This window comes from Gluconobacter sp. OJA (genome assembly GCF_039638325.1).
GTDB lineage: Bacteria > Pseudomonadota > Alphaproteobacteria > Acetobacterales > Acetobacteraceae > Gluconobacter > Gluconobacter cerinus.
Genome location: NZ_JBDIWI010000006.1, coordinates 44,521 through 71,513 on the forward strand (window position 1 = coordinate 44,521; position 26,993 = coordinate 71,513).

The window sequence follows — 26,993 nt, forward strand, 5'->3', positions numbered from 1 at the left end:
ATAGCATATCTGACTAATGCACTTTACTACCGAATTAGATGAACAATTTTATTTATTAATTTTTTATCCAGTATAAAAATATTTTCTTTGTATGATCCTGGTTTAGAAATATTTTTTTCTACAAGGCGATCGTGATAATCGCCCATTTCTCCGTTGATATCAGCAAGATAGAGCGAGATTTTATCGAGATAATGGCTTGAATGAAGAACGCGGAATGTATCATTGAAAGCAACACGACGGCTGATGATCTTTCTCAAATCATGAAAGTCCTGTGCCGTAATTTTTTCCTTTCTAACGATACTATCGATTTTCGCGTTTTCCCGTTGATGGTAAGCAATCATATTTTTGTTGCTGTCCGGTAGAAAGCTTCTCATCTGAAATCGAACAAGTGTATAAAATGCTGGAAGTATTGTCAGGAATAAAATCGTCCCGAAAATCCTGGTTCGTGCTATTTGCCGATTTTTAAAGGCATCCTGCATATGCCCCATCAAACTGGTGACTAAATTGAGAGACCAGGGATACCGATGGCGCCGATCAAAATTTGCACAAGCGAAGCGTAGATGTTTGAAGCGTGCGCGTACATATTTGAAATTCTGGCGCTGTTCGACAGACTCTGTACCACCTTTTAAAAGGATATTGAGCACCAGAAAACGAAAGTTCTTTATATCAACCCCGTCGTTTAAGAGTTGCCAGCAAATCCTGTATCCCGAGACACTCAGGTGCTCTGGATATTGAAAATAGTTACCACCTGGATACCTGGCCCCCGGAGAAGAAATATCATCTTCCAATATATTCTGAAACAACTGATCCAGAAAGACGTGATCATAACGGGGCTTTTCGAGATTAATCATCAGAGATTTTTTCTTATACGTGAGAGTGTGACGTTGAAGTTTTCTGGCGCTTCCGAAAGGCCGTGACTGCAAACGCAGCGCAGAAAAGGTGCAGGCTACAAATTCCGATAACATACGCCCATGCTGCGCCCCGCAGGCCAGAACGCGGCAACAGAAAAACGAGAAGAGTGAGATAGAGAAGAACCGATGCAATTTGAGAGAGCAGAACTCTATGAGCGCGGCCAGTCATATACAGCAGGGATTCCAAGGGGAATGCGCCCATAGAAATGATCAGTGCCGGCGCCATAATCATCATCACATCTGCTGCGCTGCGATAATGATGGCCAAATAGTCCGATCAAGGGACGTCCCCCCAACCACACGATACCTGTCAGGGCAGCTCCAATGGCTGCGGATAATCCGCCTGCTTTAAGAGCCAGACGCCAGGGATGTGTACTGCTCGGATCCAATCGCATGATTTCCGGATAGAACCCTTTCTCCAGAAAACGTGCCGGTTTGACCGCGGACTCCAGAAGGGTCGTGGCAATTTTGTAGCGTCCAGCCTGTACTGCCCCTAGAAAATTACCAACAATCAGATTTCCGACAGGTGACCAGCAGGCATCAAGAGTCGTATTGAGATTGGTCAACCAAACAAATTTCCACACACCGGGAAGTTTTTTTGGGGCTTGAAGAAGGCTTGGCCTCAACGCGTTTAACAGATCTTTTCTACGGAGTTCGCGGACGGACAGTCCCCATAAAACCAGATCTCCGATCAGATCAGCCATATACCATGTGATCAGAAAAGAGACGATCGCTCCTCCTGTTATCCAACTGGCCAGTGCCCCCAGCCCCCTTAGGGTTGGGGTGATAATCTGTTGTCTGGAGATCAGGTCAAATCGATCAAACAGTCGTAGAATTCCTGTCGGAGCGGCAGCCGTCATGGTCGGTATGAGAGTGCAATAGAATATCGCATCGAGACGATACGCTGGCTCGATACCGCAAAACTCTCCAAAGAAGATCAGAGCGACAACGCCTGCCAGCGCGCCGAGAAAACCCGAGGTAATATCAAGCGCAATGGCAAACTGGATCGCGTACTGGGCAGCTGACCTATCTCCCAACTCAAGGGGGCGTGCCCCAAATTTCAGGATCATTTGCCAGCTTTGGAATTTTGTCAGTGCACCTACACCAATCGCAAAAGTGTGGATCAGTGTCAGCGTTCCAAACTGAGCCGGTGTTAAGGTCCGACTAGCGCAGATCAGTGCGCACAAACTGATGAGCGCCCCTAGAATTTTCGCAGTACCCAGTGATCCCGCATTTTTAAGAATGCTCCGAAACACCTGATCAGAATTTTTGAAAATCATGAGGATTGGACAGTATATCCAGTCTCTACATGCGAAAAATGACTTGCGAAAAACGGCTGTATTTCGTGCACGACCTGCGTCCAGACGGTCTGAAATGGGGCAGAGGCATCAATACTGACCATCCGGGCTCCACCAAATCTTAGCTGTTTCATGATTTCGGATTTGGTCTGCAGAAGCTCCAGATCGTGATCCGGTTTCCGCTGATGGGCAACCTGCGGCGAGACATCCAGACGGATAATCAGATCAGGGTGATGCTCCGCCATTCGCTGGTACAGGCTTGCCTCAGATTTCCTGAGCCATGCGACAAAGAAATTACCTGGCTGCGCGGCAGACAGACCAGGCCCGTCACATGTTCCGGCAATTTCGGCTTGTGGATAGCGATCCGTCACAACAGTCAGGCCAGCACGGAGCGCATTTTGCATCTTCAGGTGATTAAAGTAACGCTTTAGCGAGAAGGCATAAACAACAAGCGCTGTCAGGGAGCCAGGGATTTTTTCTCCCTGTGTCCGTGTCGTTTTGGCTTTTTTACTGAGTTTTTTTCCAGCATGTGACCGATGACAGGCAATTGCCCGATACGGCGTCCCAAATCTCCGGATCCAAGGCCCAGATAAACGTAGGTTGTTGGACGATCCTGGGCTAGTTCGATGCTGAGGTGGGACGTTAATGTCGTTTTTCCGCTGCCATCAGATCCGACAAAAGCAATCAATTTCCCACGATATCGGGGAATACGCAGAATATTTTTTGCGGGAGCCTGAAGAGAGGCCGGATGATGAGAACAATCTGTAAGGACGGTCATGACGCCGATATCCTGTGTTCAGGTGACGCTTTCCGAAGGATCGGGGCGATTGCGATTTTTGCCTGCTCAAGAATGCTTTCCAGAGGATCTGCGGAATTGAGGTCCAGCACTGGTGAGCCTGGAAATATCAGGAGAGGAACATCGTTGATTTTTCGTTCCAGAGAAGCTGGACGGTGATCGGGTTTGCGGATCAGGGCTGTCGGGAGATCAACATGCAGGCGAATGACTAGATCCGGAGGATAGTCTGCCATCCAGTCATAGATCTTCTGCTCAATTCGGGTTAGCCAACGAGCCATCCAACTCCGAGGCTGACGGGCCACAAGTCCCGGCCCATCCATGGGCCCCGGAATACTGGCCTGTGGATAGCGATCTGTCACAATGGCATAGCCTCGGATACGCCAGAAACGCATTTTCAAAAAGCGAGCCAGGCGACGCATGGAGAGCGTAAAAATAACGATGGATGTGAAGGCTCCAGAGCCTTTCTCTGTCCGGACAGAAGACGACTTTCGCACAATTTTCTGATCCACCCGTTTTCCCAAAACTGGAATTCTGGCAATCCAACGTCCCCAGTTTCCGGTCTGTTTTCCAAGATGGCAAAGGCGGGTTGGATATTGTTCAGACATCCATGCCAGCAGCGCGGAACCGACCGTCGATTTTCCGCTCCCATCTGCGCCTACGACCGCAATTAATGGAGCAGCAGGGCGCAGTGGAAACTGTCGGCTACCGAACATCATGAGCAGAACGTATCCTTTTAAGGGGCAAAAAACGGTCTCAAGCCGATTCCGGAAACCGGGTAGTTTATGGCGAATTGTAATATAAATTTCAAGATCCATGACCGAACGGTTCGGTTTTTTTGATCTTGCAAAAACAGCCTCTCACGATCTGCTGAGATACTCCTGCTTGGAAAACAGTCTTGCGTAAGACGGAGAAATGTTTTCCGCCGCTTCAAACTTTTTAATAGTCGACAGCTTCCAGATTTTAATTTTCCCATTTCCAATGGACCCGACAGGTTTTGGAAAAGACTTATGACTGGCGATATATTTTTCGAGCTTCATGGCAGACCATGCCCATCTTCGAACAAGATCTGACCTCGTGAGGTATTCTGGGGCATATAGCTGGTGATCCATAATATTATTCCGTAAAGGCGCGCGCTAGAGCGTTCTGCTTCCCGATTTCAACTGGCAGGCGCGTATCTGTGAGCTGACGTCCCTGCCAGCCAGCGCCCATGGCTGTATAAAGTGCAATAGCATCGCGCAGGCGCGCCGTGCGCCCGACAACGGCCTGATCCTGCGCGGTCAGAGCCGTCTGCTCGGTGGTCAGGACATTCAGATATCCTGTCAGACCAGCACCAAACAGCTTTTGAGCCCTGTCACGGGCCAGACCGGAATCCCGGGCAGCATCTTCAAGCTGACTGACCAGTTCATCGTCATGCCGCCAGTCGCCCAGCGAGTCTTCAACTTCCTCGAATGCCTTGAGCACTGTCTTGCGATAGACCAACCGGCTGGCTTCTGCTTCTGCACGGGCCTGAGCAATCTCGGCGGTATAGCGACCACCATGAATGACAGGCAAAGACGCCATCATCATGAAGCTCCAGGCCATACCGCCCATCTGGAACGCCTGATAAGCTGCCGAAGCATTTGGGTTGAACGTCAGCGGGATCATGAACTTCGGATAGAGGTTCGCGACCGCTACACCCACCTGCGCGGTATCAGCAGCATAATGCGCCTCAGCCGCCCGAATATCTGGGCGATTGGCCAGAACAATCGACGGCAGGGACGCAGGGAACGTCGGAACCGTTGGCAGCGGTTTACGAACATCCAGCTCCTCTTCCAGCTTGCCGGGCATTTCACCCAGAAGCACGGAAATCGCATGGATCAGACGCTCTTCCTGAGAGTGAAGAGGAGCCAGCCGTGAACGTTCGAGATGCTCTTCCGTCTGCGCCTGGGCCACCGCCAGCGTATTGCCAAGACCGTGTGTGTATAGCTTTTCCGTCAGTTCGCGCGAACGCTGCGCCACATCAATGCTGCGTTCGGTAACGGCCAACCGCTCCTGCACGCCCCGTAGTGAGACATAGTCCGAGGCGAGTTCAGCCAGCAGGGAAAGCAGAATGGCGCGCCGGTTCTCGATGGACTCTTCAACCAGCCGCTTGCGCTCTTCCACCTGACGGGAAATATGCCCGAACAGGTCAATTTCCCAGCTCGCACGCGCACCATAGGTTAAAATCGAGGCGCTCGGTCTATTGACCGAATTACCATTGGCATCAAGAGTACCTGGACGGACAGGCCAGTTATCGACATTGATGGAGTGACGGTCATCACCGCCGCCCATGGCCGCATCAAGCTGCGGATACCAGGCTGCCTGCGCCTGTCGACGGACAGCACGCTCGGACACGATATGCTGGGACGCAATCTGAAGGTCGTAGTTCCCTTTGATCGCCTGCTCGACCAGTTCGTTCAGCATAGGATCGTGGAATTGCGCCCACCAGTCCTTCATGTCCGCTTCCGTGCGGGCAATCTCCTCTGCCGTCACCGAGTGAGGCTGCTCAACGAAAGAGTCAGGCACCTTGATCCTGTCTGGCTTGAAATTCGGCCCGACAGTGCAGGCCGTAAGCGACAGACAGGTGCTAAGAGCGAGGGTAAGGAGTTTGCGGGACATGATCAGAGATGATTCTGCAGCCAGGTGGTCAGCTTGCCACGGGCGCCAGGCGTTTCGCGGCCGATCGTGACAGTCGCGGTCATACCGGCCGCAAGGGTGATTTCCGGCGGAACGTTATCCAGTTCCAGACGAACCGGAATACGCTGCGCCAGTCGGACCCAGGTAAAGATCGGATTCACGTCCGGTAGACCCAGACGGTCAGACACACCGTTACGATCATTAATACCACGACCAATGCTAACGACATGCGCAGGAAGGATCTGCTTGTATCCCATCAGCTTCACACGGGCTTCGTCACCGACATGCACGCCATGCATCTTGGTTTCTTCAAAGTATCCGTTGATCCAGTAACTGTGCGCGTCAATGACAGCCAGACCGGGCTGACCAGCATGGGCATAGTCACCAACCCGAAGATTCAGGTTGGTAATGTAACCGTCAACCGCTGAATAAACCGTCGAACGCTGAAGATTGAGCAGAGCCGTATTCAGTTCAGCTTTCGCCGCATTAACCTTGGCCCGCTGCGTCTCGACATTCGAGTTGAAGTCTTCCTGCTCTTCAGCAGAAACAATGCCCCCCAGCCCCATACGGCGCTTGGCGTCAGAGGAGCGAAGCTTCAGGTCTTCTTCCGCACCGGCAAGACGCGCACGGGCCGCATCAATATCAAGGCGGAAACGCACAGGATCGAGTACGAACAACGGATCGCCACGATGCACGAACTGGTTATCCACAACGGGAACCGACACAACCGTCCCGGATACTTCAGGAGCGGCATCGACCACATACACACGGACGCGTCCATCACGCGTCCATGGTGCAAGAACATAAATGTCCCACATGGTCCGGCCGAGGCCAATGGCCATCGCCAGTACGATGAGAGTCAGCAGAACGCGGATCACACTGCGGGTCCAGTTCATAGCCGACCCCTCCTAGACGTAAAGGATGAGCAGACAGAGAACACAGACATAGAGCGCTATTTCAAATAGAGCGACGTGCCAGAACCAGCTTAAGGCGCCGGTCCGCCACAGAATGCTTCTCAACAGCAATGTCACGAACACTGCTGCAACGGCATAAATTGAAAGGGGTGCAACAAAGACGCCGAAGAGATTAACTTCCGTCAGCATCTGCTCCCCCTCCCCGCTGATGAAATATTACCTGCGTGTTGGTTCACGTCTCACTCATCGCACGTCAGCCCCAGCAGAAAACTTGAGCCGACAAGATTAAAAAATTTTCCAAGCTCGCTCAAAACAAGCTGAAATCTATTTCCTTGGCGTCGTTTGTCATATAAAAAGGTTACATGTCAACAGATGATATGGAATCGGAAATGTCGAAATCTTTTACAGCCGCCTGCCTGGACCAGACGCGCTACCATGATATTTCCTTAACGTTCCACGTCATGCGTCTGGCAACCTTATGGCGTACGCATTTGGACCGGGTTTTGCGCCCCAATGGCCTGACGCTGGCGACCATGCGTCCCATGGCCTATCTGATGACCTCGAAAACGCCGCTAACGCAAAGCGATCTCGCTTCTTTGATTGGGGTCGATCGATCCGCTCTGGTCCGTCTGCTGGATGTTCTGGAAGCAGAAGGTCTGGTTATTCGCCAGACAGACACTCAGGACCGACGCCTTAAGATGGTTCTTCTGACATCCGAAGGTAAAAAACAGTGCAAGCTGTTTCATCGCCTGGCTGCTGACCTGGAAGCAGAGCTGACAACCGGATTGTCCATGAGCCAAAAGCTCACCCTGACAAAAGATCTGGATATGATGGAAGCGCTTCTCTCTGTTGATCATGGCGCGTCTGTATGACAACCATCGTTCGGAAGAAGCTTTGGTCGCCACAATCATTCTGGTTTTCAGAAGCACGATGGAGCGGGTTTTTAAAAACCACTGCTTTTACCGTTCGAGTGTGTCTCTCGATCGGCTTGGCTTTGCTGGTAGCATTTGTTGTTCAATTGGACTCTCCGATGAGTACAGTGACAACTGTGGTAATTGTCGCACATCCTATGGTTGGTGCACTGGTTTCCAAAAGCATTTGGCGCGTTTTGGGAACAGTGTTCGGAGCGGGTTTGAGTGTAGCCATTATGGGCTGTTTTGTTCAGTCTACCTGGCTTTATTTCGTGGCCTTGGCTCTCATCGTCGGACTAGCCTGCATGACCGCAAGTCTTCTAAGGCTGTATCGGGCTTATGCCGCTGTTCTGACGGGATATACAATCATCATTGTCGCATTTTCGTCATTTTCTCATCCTGAGAGCGTCTTCATGTCTGCGATGATGAGATTATCTGACGTGGTCATCGGCGTGGTGAGTACAGCCGTTGTTTTTTTAGCAACGTCTCCACGTCGAAGCCAACCCGTTCACGGGGCATTGAATGACGCTTTCCTAGCGGTTCTGGAACACGCAAAATCGTTTCATAGCAGTCTTACAGCTCTCTCTGTCGATGACGATTCAGATTTCAGAACGCTTCCTGTTGCACTCTATGATAGCCGTCAGGCCGTACTAAAGAAAATAACGGCACTGACGCCATTGCTGGAATATGCAGCATCCGATAATCCTGAAATCAAAGACCATCTTTCAAGCTATAAAATGGCGGTCAATCAAATGGCCGGTGTGATTGCGGGTTATCATCCCCACTGGAGCAACCTACACCAACCTCACGCCCGGTTTTACGAGATCCACGCCTACACAACACGTATGTTAAAAAACGTGATCGACGGTATAAAAAATCCGTCATGGCGGAACGATCCGGAATCAATCTTAAAAGCACTTGACCAAGGTATTCAGTCTCTAGAGTTATTTGAGGCAGAAGAAATACTTACGGCCGCCAGTCTTGCATCTGTGCATAATGTCGAAAATCTTTTGTTGGCATTACGTCGCATCATCGAGGACCTCACAGAGAAAAAAAATCGGGTTCCAATGCGCGTATCTCCTTATCTGGAATGGCCGACAGCGCTCCGTAATGGAGCAAGAGGCATCCTGATCACGCTGCTTGCGACATTCATCTGGTATGTAACAGCGTGGCCGAATGGTCCTATGATGATGATGTATGTCATTGCAGCATCCAGCCTGCTTTCTACGGTGCCCTCAGCATCGAAGGCCAGTATGGCTATGGCGATAGGAACTGTGCTGAGCATACCTGCGACATGGATCTATCACGTTTATGTTCTGCCACTTATTAGCGGATACTGCTTGCTCTGGCTGAGTTTGAGTTTTTTTCTTTTGCCGGGAATTTGGCTACAGTTTCATCCGAAATATAGCATTGGTGCTTTCGGATACGCTGTCTTTTTTGCAATACAGTCTCTCGTAACCAATGAAATGGTTTATGATGATATCGCCTTAACAAATACCTGGATGGCCATTATCTGTGGTGCCGTTCTTCTGGTGCTCGTATTTCGAGTCTTTCTTCCTCCAAACCATGAATCTGATGCCAGAGTGATTATGAGATCATTGCGCAGAAGCGTGAATTTGTTAGCGACATCTTCGTCCCATCGTTTGCCTTTCGCAGAACAGTGGCAGGGAGATCAAATCCAGAAACTATCGCGATTGGCATTGAAACTGTCATTCCTGAGCCAGAAAGACCGTGCTCGGGACGTCCTGGATCGCGCCTTTTCTTTAGTGTCGCTCGGTAAGCTCATTCTGGAATTACGTCAAAATGCAGAAAATCCGTTCGAGAAAAGAGCCGTACGGATGTTTCTACAAGATGCCTTAATAAGACGTCAGGAAATAACCTACGAAGCTTTTGGAAATCGAACCCTGTCAAGTGGTATCGAACAAATACAGTTTATTTTAAAAAATCTTCAGGAGATATAACATGTCTATCAAATACTGGAGTATTTTAGCTTTTGCCTTGGTATCATCATCATGTTCAGCGCAGGTTCAAACGAAAGAAAATCAATCTTTTTCGATAGCTGACAAAAATCATGATGGAAGAATTTCTTTCGACGAGTTTGAAGTTTATGTTCGGGATTATCTTCGTGAGAAAAGTAGCTTTGAAGCGTCCGGATTTTCTATGCTATCCCATTCAACGCAAGAGGCAGTGCTAAAAGACCATTTCGACAAAATGGACGTCGGACATAAAGGTTATCTCCTTCCCAACGAATGGAAGAGATAGGGGAAAATCCTCTAAAAAAAATTAGATTTATTTACCATCCATTAATTTTCTACTAGAAAATATGGTAGTAACGGATGGTAAATAAATATAATAGATATTCTTTCTACTTTTTTGTCATTCAGTATTCTGCTCGGTAGAGCTTGGCTTCAATCCAGTCCACGATATCCTCGGGTTCAGGAACCTGAGCCAGGCCCGATTTGAAGATTTGACGCGCGACCTTGATGGCCGTGTTGATCTCTACACGCAGGACATCTTTTTGCGGCGGGAAAAGCAGACCGTGGGCCCGTTGCTCCGGTGTGACCTGTTCAGCGGTCGCTCTGGCGGCTTCAAGGAAGACCTCGTCGGTGATGCGTCTTGCCTGTGTTGCCCAGACAGCCAGTGCCACGGCGGGGAAGATATAAAAATTATTGGCCTGCCCGGGGGTGAGCGTTTTGCCATTCAAAGTAACATCGTCGAACTGGACGCCAGCAGCGAAGAGGGCCCGGCCGTCTGTCCATCGATAAGCCTGTTCTGCGGTACATTCCGCCTTGTCGGTGGGATTGGAGAGCGCGAAAATAACGGGCTTGTCGTTAATGCTCGCCATGGTGCGAACGACTTCCTCGGTGAAGCCACCCGCGTTTGTGCTGACGCCGATCAGGACAGTGGGCTCAATGCCTTTGACTGCTTCCGCAAGGTCTTTCGTCGATGCATGGGCGTGGGCGAACACTTTCTGCGAGGGATTAAGATCCTGCCGCAAAGGTTCGATCAGGCCGTTGATATCCATCATGGAAATACGGGCTCGGGCGTCAGCTTCAGAAAGACCTTCGTCCTGTAATGCACTCACGATCATATTCGCGATACCGATCCCCGCAGACCCTGCACCGTAGAATAGGATACGCTGTTCTTTCAGCGCCTCACCCTTGATCGACAGGGCGGTGTCGAGGCCCGCGATCGTAATGGCCGCAGTCCCCTGAATGTCGTCATTATAGCAAAGGATCTTGTCACGATATCGCGCCAATAGGCGGATGGCATCGTCTCCTTTCCAGTCCTCAAAATGTAGGCAGCAACGAGGATAAAGTTCTTGAATGGCTGCCACGAGTTCATCGACGAATGCGTCGAGTTCGTCTGAGGATGGAGGTGCCTGCCGCAGACCGAGATAGAGTGGATCGTCAATCAGCTCCTGATTGGTTGTACCGATATCCAGCAACATTGGCATCAGGCCCTGAGGTGGGATGGCGGCGCAGGCGGTATAGAGCTGCAGCTTGCCTACGGGGATCCCCATGCCATTGGCCCCAATATCGCCGAGCCCCAGAATACGGCCGCCGGAGCTGACGCAGATGAAGCGCACATCTTTTTCAGGCCAGTTGGCGAGCACATCCTTCACATGACCTTTATGACGTAGAGAAAGATACATGCCCTGTGGTCTCTCGAAGAGACGGCTGTACTGAAGGCAGGCATCAGCGATTGTCGGATCGTAAACAATGGGAAGAAAGCGCTTCGGATCAGACATCACAACCTTGAAGAACAGGGTCTCGTTACGCTGTGACAATCCGTTCAGGTGCAGAAAGCGCTCGAGATCGCTGCTCTTGCTGTCAAGCTGCCACAGGACGCGCTCCATCTGCCGATCAAGGGTTTCGACGACGTCAGGTAGAAGGCCGAGCGTACCATTCCTGTGTCGCTCCTCATTTGTGAAGGCAGTTTCGCGGTTGTGAACCGCGTCCAGAAGGGGAGGGAGTGAAGATGCAGTGCGATCGGACGTCATGTCTGTCTCCATTCATTGATGAACAGACAATGGATGTGCGTTGATGGTGCTGGTAGTCGCATAAAAGGAATTGTATCTGTGTATAAAATGCAAAGATGGCCCCTCAATGCACGATGACGCCGGTGACCTGAGATTTTTCGTACTTCTCGTTGAAGCGGGAAATCTGACTGCAGTCGCGCGTCACCTCAACGTTTCGGCAGGAGCTTCCAGTCGAAGGCTGGCTCGGCTGGAGGAGCGGCTTGGCGTACGTCTGGTCACAAGAACATCAAGGCGCTTCGACCTGACGGACGAGGGACAGACCTTTTATGAGCGTGCGGCAGAGATCATGATTGATATCGAGGCGGCTGAAGCAGAGATTTCTGCCCACCAGCAAGAGCTTCGCGGTGTCCTGCGGATCGGGGCGCCACTTGAACTGGGACGCCGCCGTTTGGCTGATTTTGTCAGTGAATTTGCCGATCGTTTTCCAAAGCTGCGTGTGCATCTCCTTCTGTCAGACGAAGGACTGGATGTCGTTAACAGTCGCCTTGACCTGGCCATTCGGATTGGAATGCCAAATGAAGCGGGGACTGTCGCGACGAAGATCATGAATAGTGAACGGATCATCTGCGCTTCTCCAGCTTACCTCGAGAGGTTTGGCATGCCGACCACCCTTGCCCAGTTAACTGAGCACCGTTGTATTTGCCTGATGCGAGGGCATGAACTGGGGATGCTCGACCAGTGGAGACTATCTCGTTCGGGAGAAGATCAGATTGTCGAGGTAACTCCTCATCTCTCGACGACGAGCGGCGAAGTGGTGCATGACTGGGCCCTCAAGGGCAAAGGTATCGTGTTCAAAGTCTTGTGGGACGTCGGCGACGACCTGCAACGCGGCAGGCTGGTCCGTCTTTTTCCGGAGTACCAGGGAGAGACGATCGGATTGTTTGCAACGATGCCCAGCCGACGCAACGTCCCGCTACGCGTTAGAGCTTTTCTTGATAATCTAAGAGACTTCTTGGCGCCTCCTCAGTCTTGAGCGTATTCGGGGAGGTGAAGAGCGATCAGAAGGGCCGATCGCAAACAGTGCTGTCGGCTGGAAAGTTCTAAAAAACCCCTTGGTTATGATGGGTCCTCGATGATTCACTTTTTTATCTTGTGATGAGGGGGGGGTATTTGAAGCAGCCAGATTTCTTTAATGTTGAAAAATGGATTGCTCGGCTGAGTAGGTTGGGTGATCAATTCGAAGCATTTTCTCGGACGGTGGATTTTGAAGTGTTCTGCCCTGATCTGGAGATGTCTCTGACTTGTTCAGACGGAAGAAAAGGCGGTCATTTCCCGTTTGATGCAGTGTTGGTATTCAAGATCCTGGTAATCTAGACGTTGTACAATTTTCCTGATGAGCGGACGGCATATCTGATTAACGATCGCCTGTCGTTCATGCGCTTAATGGGATTGGGGCTGTCGGACCGCGTGCCAGATGCCCAAACAATCTGGTCATTGGGTTCTTTGGCCACAAATCCCATGTCTCCATCAACCGGAAGTTCCGGTTCATCCGGAAATGGAAAACGACGGATGCCCCCGCCAGTGATGGTGTGCGGTTGAGAGAGGGGCTGCTGGAAAAGACCACTACGGCTTCAACGGTACGAGCAGATACGGTTGATTTCTTAAAAAGCGATGAAGACTCCACAAAAAACAAACGTAGAATTATATTTCCATATCCCATCAGATAATCTAGTAAATAATTTTTTTAATAAATTAGACATAAGAAAACCTGAATAATAAAACAATAAACAAATGTTAGTTTATTTACGAACCAGAGAATATTAATATTAATTAATGAACCGGATATGATATTTTTACAGAAACTATACATTCTGTAATTCATCACACATACATCGTTGCTCTTTGAAACATATCGCGTTAAAACGCGTCAACGATAAATTAACGAGAGGATAAAAGATGTCGCTGATATATGGATACAACCATACTGTCACGAAAAGCGGGAGTTACACTCTTGTTCCAGCTTTGCCTGTCCTTGGACTCGTATCGATTGGCGGAGCGAGCGCTAATTTTTCAGGCAAAAACGTCAATGCTTCCGTCAATTTTTCTCCCTCATTAATTTCCCTCGCAAACCCTTGGAGTGTCACCTCAAGCAACAACGCCTTTGTTACAGTAACTGGATTGACTGGTGGCGTTGTCAATGCATTGACTGGTGCGACATTCACAGCAGATGGAGGCACCATTTCCATGGATAGTGCCTCGACGATATCAGCCCTTTCTGGTTCGACGTATAATATCTCTTCTGGCGGAAAGCTGATTCTGAATTCAGTACAGAACCAGGCTGCGATTTCTGCCTTAAGTGGGTCTAAAGTCGCTTTCGGAAAAGGTGGTGGTACACTTCTGATTAACCCAGGAAGTAATGTATCCGTCATTTCTTTTCAAAGTATATCAGGATTTCAGAATGCGGGATCAACCATAGAAATTCCTGGCGCAACAAAGGTTGTTTCCGTTTCAAAGAACGGAAATAGCACAAATATCGTCACAGATAATGGAAAAACAATCACGGTATCTGGAGATTTTTATGACTATGGAACAAACAATAATTTGTTCCAGTCATATCAGGATGGAAATTTATTCATTAGTTCGACCCCGTTAAATAACACAAGTCAGAACGGAGTCTTGGTTTGCTTCCTGAGGGATACGATTATTTCTGTCCCCAATGGAAAAAAAGCCGTGCAGGATATCGTCATAGGTGACGAAGTCCTCTGTTATAAAGACGGGGTGACATATACAGATATCGTCACGTGGGCGGGACATGCGCATTGTACGGTGCGACCGTATCTTCCACTGGATCAGGCAGGCTATCCCGTCCGTATTCTGAAGGACGCAGTATCCGACGGCGTGCCGTTCAAGGATATGCTCATCACAGCCGAGCACTGCCTGTTTTTTGATGGAAAATTCGTTCCGGCCCGTATGCTCGTAAATGGTCGTTCGATCTTCTATGACACGTCGATAACCTCTTACGATTACTATCACATCGAAACTGAAGAACATTCAGTTATCATGGCAGATGGTATGCTGACTGAGAGTTATCTTGACACTGGAAATCGTAGTGCGTTTCGGCAGGCAGGAGAGGTCGTGTCCCTGACACCTTCCCGTAATCTGTCCTGGGAGGATGCAGCAGCGTCTTTGACAGTGGCCCGTGATCTTGTCGAACCCCTCTTCCGCCAGATTGAGACACGAGCTGTTCACTTCAATTCTCCTCTTATGACTGATACTCCCTCCCTGACGCAGGAGAACGATCTTCACCTGGTCACAGATACCGGTGCAACGCTCCGCCCGATCCGTAAGAATAATGATCGGATTATGTTCATGATTCCGGCTGGTGTTGAAAACGTTCGGATTGTTTCAAATGCAAGCCGTCCGTGTGATGTTGTCGGACCGTTCGTGGATGACCGCCGTATGCTCGGCCTGCTGGTTGGCGACGTCCAGCTTTTCGAGGGAAACGCGACGAAGACCCTGACATCTCATCTGCAGGACATCGATCTGTCCGGATGGAATAATGTCGAGGACGGCATGTCCCGCTGGACAAACGGAAGCGCGCTCTTGCCTCTTGGGACCCGGCCGATTGGAAGTATTGCTCTAATGGCGCTTCAGATTCACGCTTCGGGACCATATCTGGCCTCAGGCGCTGAAGCTGCTGACCTGCACGCTCTACAGGCTTGACGTGACACCAACCCAGCGTCAGTAAACGCTGGGTTGGCACTACATTTGCGTTTTCTTGAGAATTCTGAATCTATGGGCAACCATAATTTGGAACGAGATGAGTGGCACGGCTGGCACCATCATGTCACGCTGGCCATGCTCACATGAACGATGATAGTCGATCCATGAAATCCGCCGTCGCATCGTGAAGATCATCTAGGCCCGAATTCAGATCACATACATCAGGTCGCAACATATCTCTCACATTTTAAAACGAAAGCGCAACTGTATTACCAGATACAGAACCCATTAATATGATTTCCGAATAAATGGGTTATTTTTCGGGTTCTTAAGAGGGGCTTTTGTTCTAAGGTAGCCAGGACTATTATCACATTATGAGTTATCTCTATCTCAGCATTGCCATCATTGCGGAAGTCATCGCAACCTCGCTTCTCAAGGCCTCTGAGGGATTCACACGTTTCATCCCGACAGTCATTCTCGGTGTCGGCTATCTTTTTGCGTTTTATTGTCTTTCGATGGCTCTCAGAGAGATTCCAACCGGGATTGCGTATGCAATATGGTCTGGTGTGGGAATTGTCCTTGTAGCCGTGATCGCTTGGGTCTTTCAGGGACAGAGCATTGATCTTCCGGGCATAATTGGAATGGTTTTGATTATCGCAGGTGTACTAATGATGAACCTCTTCTCAACAACAACAGGGCATTAAGGAGCCATTCGGAGCGCCTGAAACAGCTTCAGATCTTATACAACATTTTGTCTCGATAACCTCCAAGAGAAGGAGACTAAAGCTGGTAGCAATAGATATGGTAATCAATTCATACTGTAATTATAATGCATAATTTCGTCGTCATTAACTCCATACACGCATTCTAATTTAGATAAATAACTCTTTATTTTATTGTATTTGTCATTTCTTATCCCTCCAATAACTATAGAATTTATATTTTTCATATTATATATAATATTGATTTTATTTTTATATAAAAATTTATCGATTTTTATATTACATTCACTGCTTTTATCATAAAATATAATGAGTTTTTTTTCATCTTTATGATTGGTATGGCACGAAGATAACAATATAAATGAAATAATAAATAAGCGCAGTGTCATTGGGGGATGCCTCCTATCAGAGTTATTGATTGCGTATAGAACATAAATTCTGCATGTTTTATCAATATTAGGAATCAATAATTTATTGTTATGTTAAATTTTCTTATGTATTGAGTTAATATATCCGCTCCCGCTTTTTGGATGCCGTACATCAAACATTCCTTATTTTGGATGGTAAGCGACCTCACGTCAAATGCAAGTCACACGTACTACAATAATACTTCAGAAAAATGTCAAACCATCAGCGTAGCCGGGCCTAGTACTACTTTGGCAGAAGCATGATTTTTAGGATTCCCATGGGGCTGATTGCGTGATTCATGGGGAGCCAGCTTTGACGGAGGCTGGCATTGGAAGAAGACTGGCAAGCGGATCTTGAGCAATGGCTCGTCCCGTATCTGGATGGTCTGGGCAACAAGACGCGGCGTAAAATGTGCCCGGCCTATATCGCAGGTCTGATTGGGCCAGGAGATCGCAAGAGCATCCAACCCATGGCCGCACGCTCGGATGCGGTCCCCTATGACCGGCTGCATCATTTCATCGGAGCCGGGCTTTGGGACAAAGCTCCACTGGAAGCGACCTTATGGAAACAGGCGGATGAACTGGTTGGTGGCAACGGATCCTGGCTGATCATCGATGACACCGCCTTGCCGAAGAAGGGCAAATCCTCTGTTGGCGTTGCGCCCCAATACGCAACCGCACTAGGCTCAGGACTCATAGCCAGAAGATGACGGTTGCAGCGAGGCAGATGGCTGAGAAGAAGACATTCGGGCATCTGTCATAGCGTGTTGCGACCCTCCGCCAGTCCTTGAGCCTTCCAAACATAATCTCGATGCGATTACGGCGTTTATATTTTCTCTTATCGTATTTGACGGGTTTTCCACGAGATTTCCGTCCTGGAATGTAGGGCTTTATCCCCCTCTCTTCCAGGGCGTCCCTGAACCAGTCGGCGTCATACCCGCGATCGCCCAACATCCACTGTGCCATAGGAAGACTGTCCAGCAGGGCAGCGGCACCGGTATAATCGCTGACCTGTCCCGCCGTCATGAAGAAGCTCAGCGGTCGTCCGTTCTGATCGGTGATCGCATGCAGCTTCGTATTCATGCCACCTTTTGTCCGCCCGATCAGACGCCCTGGATCCCCTTTTTTAGCCGCAGGCTTGAAGCCGTGCGGTGTGCTTTGAGATACGTTGCATCAATCATAATCGTCCGAGGCTCGGCTTTTGCAGCAGACAGGCCATCCATCATCCGCATGAAAATGCCCATGTCGCCCCAGCGCTTCCAGCGGTTGTACAACGTCTTATGTGAACCGTATTCCCGGGGCGCATCACGCCAGCGCATCCCATTGCGGTTCACGAAAATGATCCCGCTCAACACGCGACGGTCATCAACGCGAGGTTTGCCGTGGCTCTTTGGGAAAAAGGGCCGCAGACGATCCATCTGTTCATCCGTCAGCCAAAACAGGTCGCTCATCTCCAGTCTCCTCACAGAGCCTGAATCAGATTTCCGTAATCAAATCAATGGGTCCTGAGCCTAAGCTCTTTTTAGCCCTCTTCTACGGAACTTCTGGGACTGTCTTTTGTCATTGTAACACGTGGTAATATCCTCTTACCGTACTAAAAAAAAGCCGGATAATGGCTGGTATAGCAGAAAAGCTTCTATGTGACGCGCGCACCAAAATTCTTACGATCTTGGCATTAAGTTACCCCAATTCGTCCAAAAGGTAATTCTCCGTCTTTTTTCTAAATAATGCCCCTTTTTCCTGACCTATGTCCGTTAATTTCCATTATCGGACATAGGGGGTGGGAACCAAAAAAGACCCGTGAAGGTCTTTACGAGGCGTGTTCCACAGAGGCTCATGCACGGACAAAGCCTGCTGCTGGAAAGACAGTCTGATCGTCTCTGGCCCTCTTTGCGAGAGACATTCCAACTCACGCAGGTCTGTAACTATTCTGAGGCTCGCAGCTGACTTGGGGGGAAGCGGAATGTCTGCTAATTGGCAAACTAACACATGATAGCTGACGTCCATTGAAGCAGCCTTTCCCGAACGAGATGCCATTGAGAAAGCCCGGGCTATCTTGAGCGCCGTTTTTAAGGTCCATTCCCCCGACATGCCGGGCAGCCTGCCGGCTCATGCGCTGCGCCAGCGCAACGAGGGCTGGAAGCACGATCTGCCGGAGGATGAAGACGCCCTGTGGCGCTGGATCGACGGACTGGACGACACCAGCCGTCTGGCCCTGCTGGCGCATTGCCTGTCTTTCGGGATCAACGCACTGCATGAATCGTCTCATGGTCCGTCTCTGGCACGCAGCGTCAGGGAGCGGCTGGCCCGCGCCGACCGCCTCGCCACTGCGCTTACGCTTGATCTGGTCGAAACGGGCTGGCGGCCGACGGTGGAGAACTATCTGGGCCGCGTCACCAAGGCCCGTATTCTCGAAGCCGTGCGTGAGGCGCGGGGAACTGAGGCAGCCGAGCGTATCGCACATCTGAAAAAGAACGACATGGCGCAGGCGGCCGAAAGGCTGTTTGAAGGCACCGGCTGGCTACCGGAGGCTCTGCGGACGAAAGGACTGTCTGCGCAGATGAAAACTGATGAAGTCCCTGATTACTCAGCAGACGGGCCTGCCGCGGTCGCTGCGGAATAGCATTTCCCTGAATGAAAATGGCGGCTTCCGGTCTCCGGGAGCCGCTTTTTTTCATGCTGTCATGCTACTCGGCAGTGCTTCTGCTTCCGCCCTCATTCCCGACGTGGAGTCTCCCAAGCAGATGACCGTAGCGCGGATATCTGCGGGGTTGTTTCTTCAGGCCGAATTTATGACGTAGGGATGAACGCCAAACAATCTTAATCTCCTGCTCGTTCGGCGAGCACACCTTCCTTTACCCGTGCTCCGATCGTCGCGTCGATTTTCGACCAGTATTCGAAGACCCTCGACAAAACAGGCTCTTCGACGCTTTGCAACACATGCCCGACGATATTGTTCACCAGACGGTCACGCGCTGCGTCGTCCATGACGCGGTTGATCAGGGTGTTGGCCTGACTGAAATCGTTATCGTCCGTACGTAGCGTGTAGGCCGCACGCACGAAGTCGCCGTCTGCTGCCCAGACGGCGTTTTCCGGGAAGCGCTGCGGGTTGGCCGTCGGGCCGCCCTTGGAATTGGGGACGTAGGCAGGATCATGGGCTTCGCGTATCCGCATGGCGCCCCCTTTCGTGTAGCCATGAACCGGACATTTCGGCGCGTTGACCGGAATCTGCTTGTAATTCACCCCGAGCCGCGCCCGATGTGCATCCGCATAGGCGAACGAACGCCCCAGCAGCATCTTGTCGGGTGACAGTCCGGTTCCCGGCACGAAATTGTTCGGCTCGAATGCGACCTGCTCGATCTGGGAGTGGAAATCCGTCGGGTTCCGGTCGAGCGTCAGCTTGCCGACCTCAATCAGCGGATATTCGCCCTGCGGCCAGACCTTGGTCAGATCGAACGGGTTGATGTGATAGGTCTTCGCGTCCTCATACGGCATGATCTGCATCTTGAGCGTCCAGCTCGGATGCTCGCCACGTTTGATCGCCGTATAGAGATCGCGCCGGTGATAATCGGCATCCGCGCCCGCAAGCTGACCTGCCTGCTCCTGCGTCAGGCACTTGATGCCCTGATCGGTCTTGAAGTGATACTTCACCCAGAACCGCTCGCCAGCCGCATTCACCCATAGGTAGGTGTGGCTGGAGAAGCCATCCATATGACGCCAGCTTGCCGGGATGCCACGGTCGCCCATCAGCCATGTCACCTGATGCGCGGTCTCCGGGCTCAGTGTCCAGAAATCCCACTGCATGTCGTTGTCGCGCAGGCCGTTATCCACACGGCGCTTCTGCGAATGGATGAAATGCTGGAATTTCAGCGGATCGCGCACGAAGAAGACCGGCGTGTTATTGCCGACCATGTCGAAATTGCCGTCCTCCGTATAGAATTTCAGGGCAAATCCACGCGGATCGCGCCACGTATCCGGGCTTCCGGCCTCTCCCGCCACGGTCGAGAAGCGCGCGACGACCTCCGTCCTCGCGCCCGGTTGCAGGAATTTGGCGCAGGTATACCGGCTGACATCGTGGGTGACTTCGAACCGACCGAACGCGCCGCTGCCTTTGGCATGGGGCTGACGGTCGGGGATCATCTCACGATTGAATGCCGCTATCTGCTCGATCAGGTAGTGATCGTGCAGCAGGATCGGGCCATCGGCACCGACAGTCAGCGAATGCTCGTCGCTGGAGACGGGAATGCCGGACTCCGTCGTATGATATGCTGTTGTCTGCTCAGTCGTCATGACAGTTTCCTTCGAACGGTTATTCTGAATGTGAATCCGCGCTGACATTCTGTTTCTAAGCGTGTCGGCGCGATTTTCCGAGCGTCGCGCGCAGGGCAATATCCGCCAGACGTCCGAACGGTGCACGCAGCAGGGCGGGTAGGTTCCAGCGGCTCTGGATGAACACGCCCCTGGCATGGCTCATGGTACGAAACCCCTCGATGCCATGATAGGCGCCCATGCCGCTGGCGCCGATGCCACCGAACGGCAGATCGTCCTGAGCGACGTGTATCATCGTGTTGTTGATGCCGACATTCCCCGACGTCGTCCGGGCCAGCAGCCTGGCGCAGTCGGCATCGCGCGCACCGAAATAATACAGCGCCAGCGGGCGTGGGCGCGCGTTGATGAAATCGATCGCGTCGTCCATCGTGCGGTACGTCCGGACCGGCAGGATAGGACCGAAAATCTCCTCCTTCATCACCGCAAGATCGTCCTCAGCGCCGATAACAAGCGTGGGCGTGAGGGTCCGTTTCCGGGCAGCGTCAGGCCGGGCACCCACCTCGATCACCCGGGCCCCCCGTTGCCGCGCCTCGTCGATCAGCCCCGTCAGGCGCGTGTAATGGTGGTCGTTGACGATGGACGAATAATCGGCACTGGTCGGACCATCGGGATAGGACCGGGTCACCGCGCGATCCCAGGAGGTGATGAACGCCTCCAGATCGTTTTCATGCACCAGCGCATAATCGGGGGCCACGCAGGTCTGCCCGGCATTGGACAGTTTGCCGAACACGATGCTGTTCATCGCATTGTCGCTGACATGACCGCGCGCAACGACGACCGGGCTTTTGCCACCCAGTTCGAGCGTCACGGGAACAAGATTTTCGCTCGCGGCCGCCATGATGTGCCGGCCGACCGAGGTGCTGCCGGTGAACAGGAGATGGTCGAAGGGCAGTCGGCTGAAGGCTGCGCCCACATCCGGACCGCCCAGCACGACAGCAACTTTCTCGTCGCCAAATGCCTCGGCCAGCATCATCCGGATCAACGCGCTGGTCCGCGGCGTCGTCTCCGATGGCTTGATCATGACGCGGTTCCCGGCGGCGATGGCCGTTGCCAGCGGGATCATGACCAGTGAAAACGGATAGTTCCACGGGGCCATCACGCCGATCACACCCTTCGGCTGATACGTGACATGCGCGCGGCCGCCCTGATAGATCAGGCTCACATGCCGCTTCTCCGTCCGCATGAAGCGATGGAGGTTGCGGGTCAGGTAGTCGATGGCCTGCACGACGCCGACCAGTTCCATCAGGTCGGTCTCATGGCGCGACCTGTGCCCGAAATCGGCGTCGATCGCCTGTTCGATCGCGCAGCGGTGCTCCAGCACGATGGCGCGCAACCGTCGGAGGTCGCGCCGACGCTCCGTGCGTGTGGGTGGTCCGTCACGCAGGAAGGCAGCCCGTTGCCGATGAAGTGTCTCCGTCATCGCGGCCAAAGGATCGGTGTCTTTCAACATGGCTGTCACGTCACCCGAAACGAGGGGCAGGCGGCGCATCGGCGCCACCCGCGATGGTCAGACAATGATGAGGCGACCCTCACCCCGTGATGAAGGCCAGGATATCGGCGTTGATCTTGTCGGCATGGGTCGTGTGCATGCCGTGCGGATAGCCGGGGTAGATCTTCAGCACACTGCCGGCGATCAACTGATGCTGGAGCAGAGCCGCGTTCCTGTAGGGAACCACCTGGTCGTCGTCGCCCTGCAGGACGAGGGTCGGCACCGTGATCGCCTTCAAATCTTCGGTCTGGTCTGTTTCCGAGAAGGCCTTGATACCTTCATAATGCGCCTTGGCGCTGCCCATCATACCCTGCCGCCACCAGTTGCGGATCGTGCCTTCCGAGATCGCAGCACCCGGCCGGTTGAAGCCGTAGAACGGTCCGGTCGGGACATCGAGGAAGAACTGCGCGCGGTTGGCGGCAAGCCCGGCCCGCAGGCCGTCCAGCACCTCGATCGGCGCGCCTTCGGGACTGCGATCGGTCTTGACCATCAGGGGCGGTACGGAACTGACCAGCACCGCCTTCGCGACGCGCCCCTGCGGCTGCCCGAAGCGCGCGACATAGCGTGCGACCTGACCGCCGCCGGTGGAATGACCGACATGAACGACGTTCTTCAGGTCGAGATGTTCGACCACGGCCGAGGCATCGGCCGCGTAATGGTCCATGTCGTGCCCCTCGCTGACCTGCGTCGACCGTCCGTGGCCGCGCCGGTCATGGGCGATGACCCGAAACCCCTTGGACAGGAAGAACAGCATCTGCGCGTCCCAGTCGTCGGCGCTGAGCGGCCAGCCATGATGGAACATGATCGGCTGCGCGTCCTTTGCGCCCCAGTCCTTGTAGAAGATTTCTACGCCGTCTTGTGTGGTGACGAATGGCATGTCGGTAACTCCAGTATGGTGGGTTGATGAAGGGTACGCCGGACTCAGCTTGTCATGTAAACCTGCATTCCCCAAGTGGCGTGTCGTTTGAGGTGAAGATCGCCTGTATCCGAGCGCTAGACAAGGATTTTCTGCCGCAAGCGGCACCTGCGGTCGCGCAGACTGCTGGATCTGGACGGATCAGACCGCGAAGCCGCTGTTTCCTTGCCCAAGGGCGGCGTTTTTCAGCGCAGCGGACAGATCTGTCCAGCCGCTTTCGTTCAGTTTGAGCGTGGATCGCGATCATGCGCATAGCGGTGGCGCTCGCAATCGGCGGATAGCGGCGAGGATGGCGCGTACCATCGTGCCGGTGACAGCGACCTCGGCCAGCTGGAAGGTGATGGTGCGGGCGTGACGGACCACACGTGCCCCGATCTTGATCAGCTTCAGTTGCAGGCTGGTCAACGACCAGTCGGCCATGGCCTCGGGCAGCTCGATGCAGCGCAAGAAGGTGGCCAGGTTGTACGCCAGGGCGTGCAGTTGCAGCCGCACCTCATTGTCGCGGAACTTCCGGCACGACAGCCGCGTCCAGCGAAAGGCGTATTTGCCCTCTTTGATGTGCTGCTCGGCGGTGCCGCGCTGGTTGTAGAACCGCACCACCCAGTCCGGCTCCATCGGCAGGTTGGTGACGATGAAGCCGACACGCGGGAACAGTTCGCCCGGATGCCATTCGATCTTGGCGATCACCCGGCGTTCCTTGTCCCAGGACGCCGCCTGATACTCGAATTCCTCGAAGAACCGCTTGACCTTGGTCAGTGACGGCCGCCCGACAGGGCGCGTTAGCCGATGCGCGATCTTGTCCTTGAGGACCGCGTTTGCGGGCAGCCGGATGGCGTAGAAGAACCGCGCTTCTTCCAATCGCTCATAGATCGCCGGGATCGCGTAGGCAGCATCGGCCCGGAAGAACCTGCCACCAAGGTCGCGCTCCGCGTAGCGCGCAATGACGGGGTCGAGAACATCACGCCAGCCATCGGCGCTGTGGACGTTGCCATGGCGCAGGGCGCAGCGTTCCAGCATCCCGAACTGGTTGAACAGAAAGTTGGGGTGATAGCAGCTACAGTCGAAATGGCCATTCCAGGCGGACCCTTCCTGGTCGCCATGGGTCGGGCTGACCGAGCTGTCCATGTCCAGAACGATGTACTTCAGCCCGTTACGGTCATGGAACCGGTCGATCCATTGCCCGTTCAGGTCGGCCAGCGCGGCACGGTTCCCGGCCAGAGCCAGCGTCTCGGTCTCGAACCGTCCCATCTGCGATGCCGAGGCCGCTTGTGCATCGACCGCTCTGCCGCCGACAACTTGGCGCATGACCGGATCGCAGGCGAGACGGTTGGCGTCGTTGACATCCTCGTATCCGGCCAGCCGCCCAAAGACTGATTGCCGGAACAGGCCGTCGAGCCGATGGACCGTGTTCTTGCCAGAGCGAGTATCGCGCAGCGCCGCTGACGCCAAATCGGACAACCCGAGCGCGTCATCAAGCTCGCGCATCACCAGAAGGCCGCCGTCGGAACTGAGCTGCGTGCCGCGAAATTCCAGCCGCACGCGAGGGTCGAAATCCACCCGATCTGCCCGTTGCAAGCCCGCACCCTCTGGGTGATCCATGAAACGCGCCCCTCGCAGCCTTCAACACCATGTTTTATATAGGAAATATAATGGTCAGGACAGCGAAATCAGCGCCTTACTTGGGAAATGTGGGTTTTAATCAGGTAGATATTGGCTTCAATGCTTATCATAAATTATCTCGAGTTATTCATGCGCCAGACCTATTTTGCCGTTTATGTTATTTAACATTTTAGAATAACATGTTATCCGCAAGTCAAGTTATGTGAATAAATTATCAAAAGTGAATGCGATATCATAGGATGCATGTTATGACTGAAGATAAAGTTCCATCATTGAATCCAGAGGAATTGACTTCAAGAGCTACACGTTTCTATAGTCGTTATGAACGAGATCTTGAGCAGATTAAAGAAATTCTTAATATTAGACTCAACCAACTTGCACTTGCTTATACTATTAAAAATAGACTACCACCTGAAGCAATCCAAGTTACTTCACGTGTAAAATCCATTAAAAGTTTTTTGCATAAACTTGAACGAAAAAACTGGCCACAATTCTACTATCCCACTGAGATTGTAAGTGATCTAATTGGAGCGCGTGTGACGTGTTGGTTCGTTGATGACTGCACAGGTATTCATGAGTTTATCAAGAAGTCAAACCACCTCTCGGTCCAAGGACAACCTAAAGACTATATTGCGAAGCCAAAAATATCTGGATACCGCTCAATTCACCTGACTGCCAATGTGAATTATGATGCAGTACGGCATGATGAATTCGGAAACGTCAAAGTCATTGACGACAAAATGAAGTGTGAAATCCAAATTCGAACGAAAATTCAAGATGCCTGGGCTGATTTAACTCATGAATTTCACTATAAAGCTGGAAGCGCTGGGATTACAAACGAAACCTACGAGCGTATGATGTCCGAGATTGCTGAACGATTGGCCAGTGAGGATCGTTCGCTCATTCACCTTCGTGATGCTTATCAGCAATGTGCTGAAGAGAAATTGGCTAACGACGAACGCGAAAGTTTTCGCGAAAGATAGTTGAATAGATCAATGCTGCCTTAACGAACGCCCGCTTCCAGAAATTCAGAACAACTGTTCTATGTCTACGATGTAAGCGTAAGCAGCAGGTCTGGACGTGTCACGGTTTAGTTCCGGACCATGGGTATCTGTTAAGCGACGTTGCGCTCATGATCCAGAGGACTTTTCCACTGGAGTGCGGAATGCCGCCTCTGCGCGTTGTAGAAATTGTTGATGTAAAGAGTGATGGCCTGCTCGACCTCCTGACGTGTGCTCCAGGCCTGTCGCCACATGAGTTCTGCTTTCAGGGTTTTGAAGAAGCTTTCTGTCACTGCATTATCCCAGCAGTTTCCCTTTCTGCTCATGGACACGAGAAAGCCATGAGCAGAAAGGAGCTGACGGTAAGCCTCTGAACAATACTGACTGCCACGATCAGCATGATGGATGCAGCCAGGTGGTGGCTGACGCAAGGCAATAGCGCGTTGTAACGCTGTGGCGGCAAGATCTGCGGTCATACGGACATCAAGGTTCCAGCCGATGACTCTTCGTGAGAAGAGGTCCAGCACCACAGCCAGGTAAACCCAGCCTTCCCGCGTCCAGATGTCTGTGATGTCCGCTGTCCATTTCTGGTTAAGCGATGTTGCGGAGAAGTCCTGTCCCAGAAGGTTAGGTTCAATGGCATGACTGTGAGCGCTCTTCGTGGTTGCTTTAAAGCGCTGCGTTCGGACAACCCGGATGTCATTCTCCCGCATCAGCCGTCCCACACGGCGATGTCCGGCAGAAAAGCCACGAGCTCTGAGTTCCTCTGTCATGCGGGGACGTCCGTAGCTTCGCCTGCGCTGCGCGTGAATGGTGCGGATATGGACCATCAGAGCATCATCCTGTCTTCTGCGGGCACAGACCGGACGACGTCGCCAGGCTCTCAAACCTCGGTCGCTGACACCAAACAGCCGACAGACCCGTTCACGGGAAAGCGGACCGTGATATCGCGCAATGAACCCAAACCTCACGATCTTTGGTTCGCGAAGAACTGTGTCGCCTTTTTTAGCAGTTCCTTCTCCTCCTTCAGCAGAAGGTTTTCACGTCGCAATCTCTCATTCTCACGTAATAACGCTGTATGATCCGTTGTGTCAGCAACGACAGTGTCGTGCGTCTGCGCATCACGGATCCATGTCTTCAACGTCGAAGACCCAATACCCAGATCCTGAGCAATACGCTCACGCGACAGACCGCTACTCAGAGCTAAACGCACCGCCTCGTGTCTGAACTCAGCCTTGTAAACTCGTCCCATTCCAATTTTCCTTTACAACCACTTTCGGTCTTAAAGGTCCGGCACTAAACCGCGACACGTCCAAGGAC

Annotated in this window: 23 protein-coding genes and 3 pseudogenes; 10 read left to right on the plus strand and 16 right to left on the minus strand. The window is 52.2% G+C overall.

Annotated elements, in window-relative coordinates:
• Positions 1–26: 26 nt before the first annotated feature.
• The 8 genes from ABDK75_RS16890 to ABDK75_RS16925 all read right to left on the minus strand — a co-directional run bounded on the left by ABDK75_RS16890 (position 27) and on the right by ABDK75_RS16925 (position 6,762).
• Entirely contained in the window at positions 27–851 is an 825-nt protein-coding gene (locus ABDK75_RS16890) for a hypothetical protein (protein WP_194258020.1), read from the minus strand.
• Between the two features lie 13 nt (positions 852–864).
• On the minus strand, positions 865–2,190 hold the full coding sequence (locus ABDK75_RS16895; RefSeq protein WP_346006515.1) for a lipopolysaccharide biosynthesis protein: 1,326 nt from the start codon (positions 2,188–2,190) through the stop codon (positions 865–867).
• A complete protein-coding gene (locus tag ABDK75_RS16900) occupies positions 2,187–2,612 on the minus strand; it encodes a hypothetical protein (RefSeq protein WP_346006516.1) in 426 nt (141 codons plus the stop codon). The genes ABDK75_RS16895 and ABDK75_RS16900 overlap by 4 nt, the downstream gene beginning before the upstream one ends.
• A 53-nt stretch (positions 2,613–2,665) precedes the next feature.
• Positions 2,666–2,986, minus strand: a complete 321-nt coding sequence (locus ABDK75_RS16905; protein ID WP_346006517.1) for a hypothetical protein — start codon at positions 2,984–2,986, stop codon at positions 2,666–2,668.
• Positions 2,983–3,720: a hypothetical protein gene (locus tag ABDK75_RS16910; protein ID WP_010505688.1), complete on the minus strand. Its 738-nt coding sequence runs from the start codon at positions 3,718–3,720 to the stop codon at positions 2,983–2,985. Before ABDK75_RS16910 ends, ABDK75_RS16905 begins: the two co-directional genes overlap by 4 nt.
• A gap of 397 nt (positions 3,721–4,117) precedes the next feature.
• Complete coding sequence (locus ABDK75_RS16915; protein WP_346006518.1) at positions 4,118–5,641, minus strand: efflux transporter outer membrane subunit; 1,524 nt, start codon at positions 5,639–5,641, stop codon at positions 4,118–4,120.
• A 2-nt stretch (positions 5,642–5,643) separates the two neighbouring features.
• Positions 5,644–6,555: an HlyD family secretion protein gene (locus tag ABDK75_RS16920; RefSeq protein ID WP_346006519.1), complete on the minus strand. Its 912-nt coding sequence runs from the start codon at positions 6,553–6,555 to the stop codon at positions 5,644–5,646.
• Between the two features lie 12 nt (positions 6,556–6,567).
• A complete protein-coding gene (locus ABDK75_RS16925) occupies positions 6,568–6,762 on the minus strand; it encodes a DUF1656 domain-containing protein (protein ID WP_007284708.1) in 195 nt (64 codons plus the stop codon).
• A 173-nt stretch (positions 6,763–6,935) separates the two neighbouring features.
• Between ABDK75_RS16925 and ABDK75_RS16930 the strand changes: the two genes are divergently transcribed.
• The 3 genes from ABDK75_RS16930 to ABDK75_RS16940 are packed head-to-tail and all read left to right on the plus strand — an operon-like array spanning position 6,936 to position 9,746.
• Positions 6,936–7,445, plus strand: coding sequence for a MarR family winged helix-turn-helix transcriptional regulator (locus ABDK75_RS16930; RefSeq protein ID WP_010505599.1), 510 nt, complete (start codon positions 6,936–6,938; stop codon positions 7,443–7,445).
• Positions 7,442–9,445: an FUSC family protein gene (locus ABDK75_RS16935; RefSeq protein ID WP_346006520.1), complete on the plus strand. Its 2,004-nt coding sequence runs from the start codon at positions 7,442–7,444 to the stop codon at positions 9,443–9,445. The genes ABDK75_RS16930 and ABDK75_RS16935 overlap by 4 nt, the downstream gene beginning before the upstream one ends.
• Before the next feature lies 1 nt (position 9,446).
• Positions 9,447–9,746 (plus strand): EF-hand domain-containing protein, encoded by a 300-nt coding sequence (locus ABDK75_RS16940; protein WP_211569600.1) that lies wholly within the window; start codon positions 9,447–9,449, stop codon positions 9,744–9,746.
• A gap of 118 nt (positions 9,747–9,864) precedes the next feature.
• On the opposite strand, the gene ABDK75_RS16945 is transcribed toward ABDK75_RS16940, so the two are convergent.
• A complete protein-coding gene (locus tag ABDK75_RS16945) occupies positions 9,865–11,487 on the minus strand; it encodes an NAD-dependent malic enzyme (RefSeq protein ID WP_346006521.1) in 1,623 nt (540 codons plus the stop codon).
• A 106-nt stretch (positions 11,488–11,593) separates the two neighbouring features.
• Here ABDK75_RS16945 and ABDK75_RS16950 point away from each other — a divergent pair, with 106 nt between their 5' ends.
• The 4 genes and pseudogenes from ABDK75_RS16950 (at position 11,594) to ABDK75_RS16970 (ending at position 15,893) form a co-directional block, all read left to right on the plus strand.
• Positions 11,594–12,499, plus strand: coding sequence for a LysR family transcriptional regulator (locus ABDK75_RS16950; RefSeq protein WP_346006522.1), 906 nt, complete (start codon positions 11,594–11,596; stop codon positions 12,497–12,499).
• Positions 12,500–12,636: 137 nt separating this feature from the next.
• Positions 12,637–13,145, plus strand: a pseudogene (locus ABDK75_RS17865) (transposase); the annotation flags it as partial.
• A 277-nt stretch (positions 13,146–13,422) separates the two neighbouring features.
• The gene (locus ABDK75_RS17870; protein ID WP_408874448.1) at positions 13,423–15,189 is read left to right on the plus strand and encodes a Hint domain-containing protein; all 1,767 of its coding nucleotides are present in this window, start codon (positions 13,423–13,425) and stop codon (positions 15,187–15,189) included.
• 371 nt (positions 15,190–15,560) lie between these two features.
• On the plus strand, positions 15,561–15,893 hold the full coding sequence (locus ABDK75_RS16970; protein ID WP_193391487.1) for an SMR family transporter: 333 nt from the start codon (positions 15,561–15,563) through the stop codon (positions 15,891–15,893).
• A gap of 104 nt (positions 15,894–15,997) precedes the next feature.
• On the opposite strand, the gene ABDK75_RS16975 is transcribed toward ABDK75_RS16970, so the two are convergent.
• Positions 15,998–16,300 (minus strand): hypothetical protein, encoded by a 303-nt coding sequence (locus ABDK75_RS16975; RefSeq protein ID WP_346006524.1) that lies wholly within the window; start codon positions 16,298–16,300, stop codon positions 15,998–16,000.
• 341 nt (positions 16,301–16,641) lie between these two features.
• Between ABDK75_RS16975 and ABDK75_RS16980 the strand changes: the two are divergent.
• Positions 16,642–17,004: pseudogene (locus tag ABDK75_RS16980) on the plus strand (transposase); the annotation flags it as partial.
• A 7-nt stretch (positions 17,005–17,011) separates the two neighbouring features.
• Here the strand turns inward: ABDK75_RS16980 and ABDK75_RS16985 are convergent.
• Positions 17,012–17,769 (minus strand): IS5 family transposase gene (locus ABDK75_RS16985; protein ID WP_346006525.1). Its coding sequence is split into 2 segments (ribosomal slippage): positions 17,012–17,448 and positions 17,448–17,769, totalling 759 coding nucleotides; the frame shifts between segments, so codons are not numbered across the junction.
• A gap of 620 nt (positions 17,770–18,389) precedes the next feature.
• Here ABDK75_RS16985 and ABDK75_RS16990 point away from each other — a divergent pair.
• Positions 18,390–18,941 (plus strand): annotated as a pseudogene (locus ABDK75_RS16990) (chromosome partitioning protein ParB); the annotation flags it as partial.
• A gap of 197 nt (positions 18,942–19,138) precedes the next feature.
• On the opposite strand, the gene ABDK75_RS16995 reads toward ABDK75_RS16990, so the two are convergent.
• The 4 genes from ABDK75_RS16995 to ABDK75_RS17010 all read right to left on the minus strand — a co-directional run bounded on the left by ABDK75_RS16995 (position 19,139) and on the right by ABDK75_RS17010 (position 24,651).
• A complete protein-coding gene (locus ABDK75_RS16995; RefSeq protein ID WP_408874446.1) occupies positions 19,139–20,608 on the minus strand; it encodes a catalase in 1,470 nt (489 codons plus the stop codon).
• A 55-nt stretch (positions 20,609–20,663) separates the two neighbouring features.
• Positions 20,664–22,097 carry a coniferyl aldehyde dehydrogenase gene (locus ABDK75_RS17000; protein WP_346006398.1) on the minus strand — a complete coding sequence of 478 codons (1,434 nt, stop codon included), beginning with the start codon at positions 22,095–22,097 and terminating at the stop codon, positions 20,664–20,666.
• A gap of 79 nt (positions 22,098–22,176) precedes the next feature.
• Complete coding sequence (locus ABDK75_RS17005) at positions 22,177–23,013, minus strand: alpha/beta hydrolase (RefSeq protein ID WP_346006356.1); 837 nt, start codon at positions 23,011–23,013, stop codon at positions 22,177–22,179.
• Between the two features lie 282 nt (positions 23,014–23,295).
• A complete protein-coding gene (locus ABDK75_RS17010; RefSeq protein ID WP_006473457.1) occupies positions 23,296–24,651 on the minus strand; it encodes an IS1380-like element IS1247 family transposase in 1,356 nt (451 codons plus the stop codon).
• A 269-nt stretch (positions 24,652–24,920) separates the two neighbouring features.
• Here ABDK75_RS17010 and ABDK75_RS17015 point away from each other — a divergent pair, with 269 nt between their 5' ends.
• Positions 24,921–25,655 (plus strand): hypothetical protein, encoded by a 735-nt coding sequence (locus tag ABDK75_RS17015; protein ID WP_346006526.1) that lies wholly within the window; start codon positions 24,921–24,923, stop codon positions 25,653–25,655.
• 131 nt (positions 25,656–25,786) lie between these two features.
• On the opposite strand, the gene ABDK75_RS17020 is transcribed toward ABDK75_RS17015, so the two are convergent.
• Positions 25,787–26,925 (minus strand): IS3 family transposase gene (locus tag ABDK75_RS17020; RefSeq protein ID WP_408874449.1). Its coding sequence is split into 2 segments (ribosomal slippage): positions 25,787–26,670 and positions 26,670–26,925, totalling 1,140 coding nucleotides; the frame shifts between segments, so codons are not numbered across the junction.
• Positions 26,926–26,993: the final 68 nt, after the last annotated feature.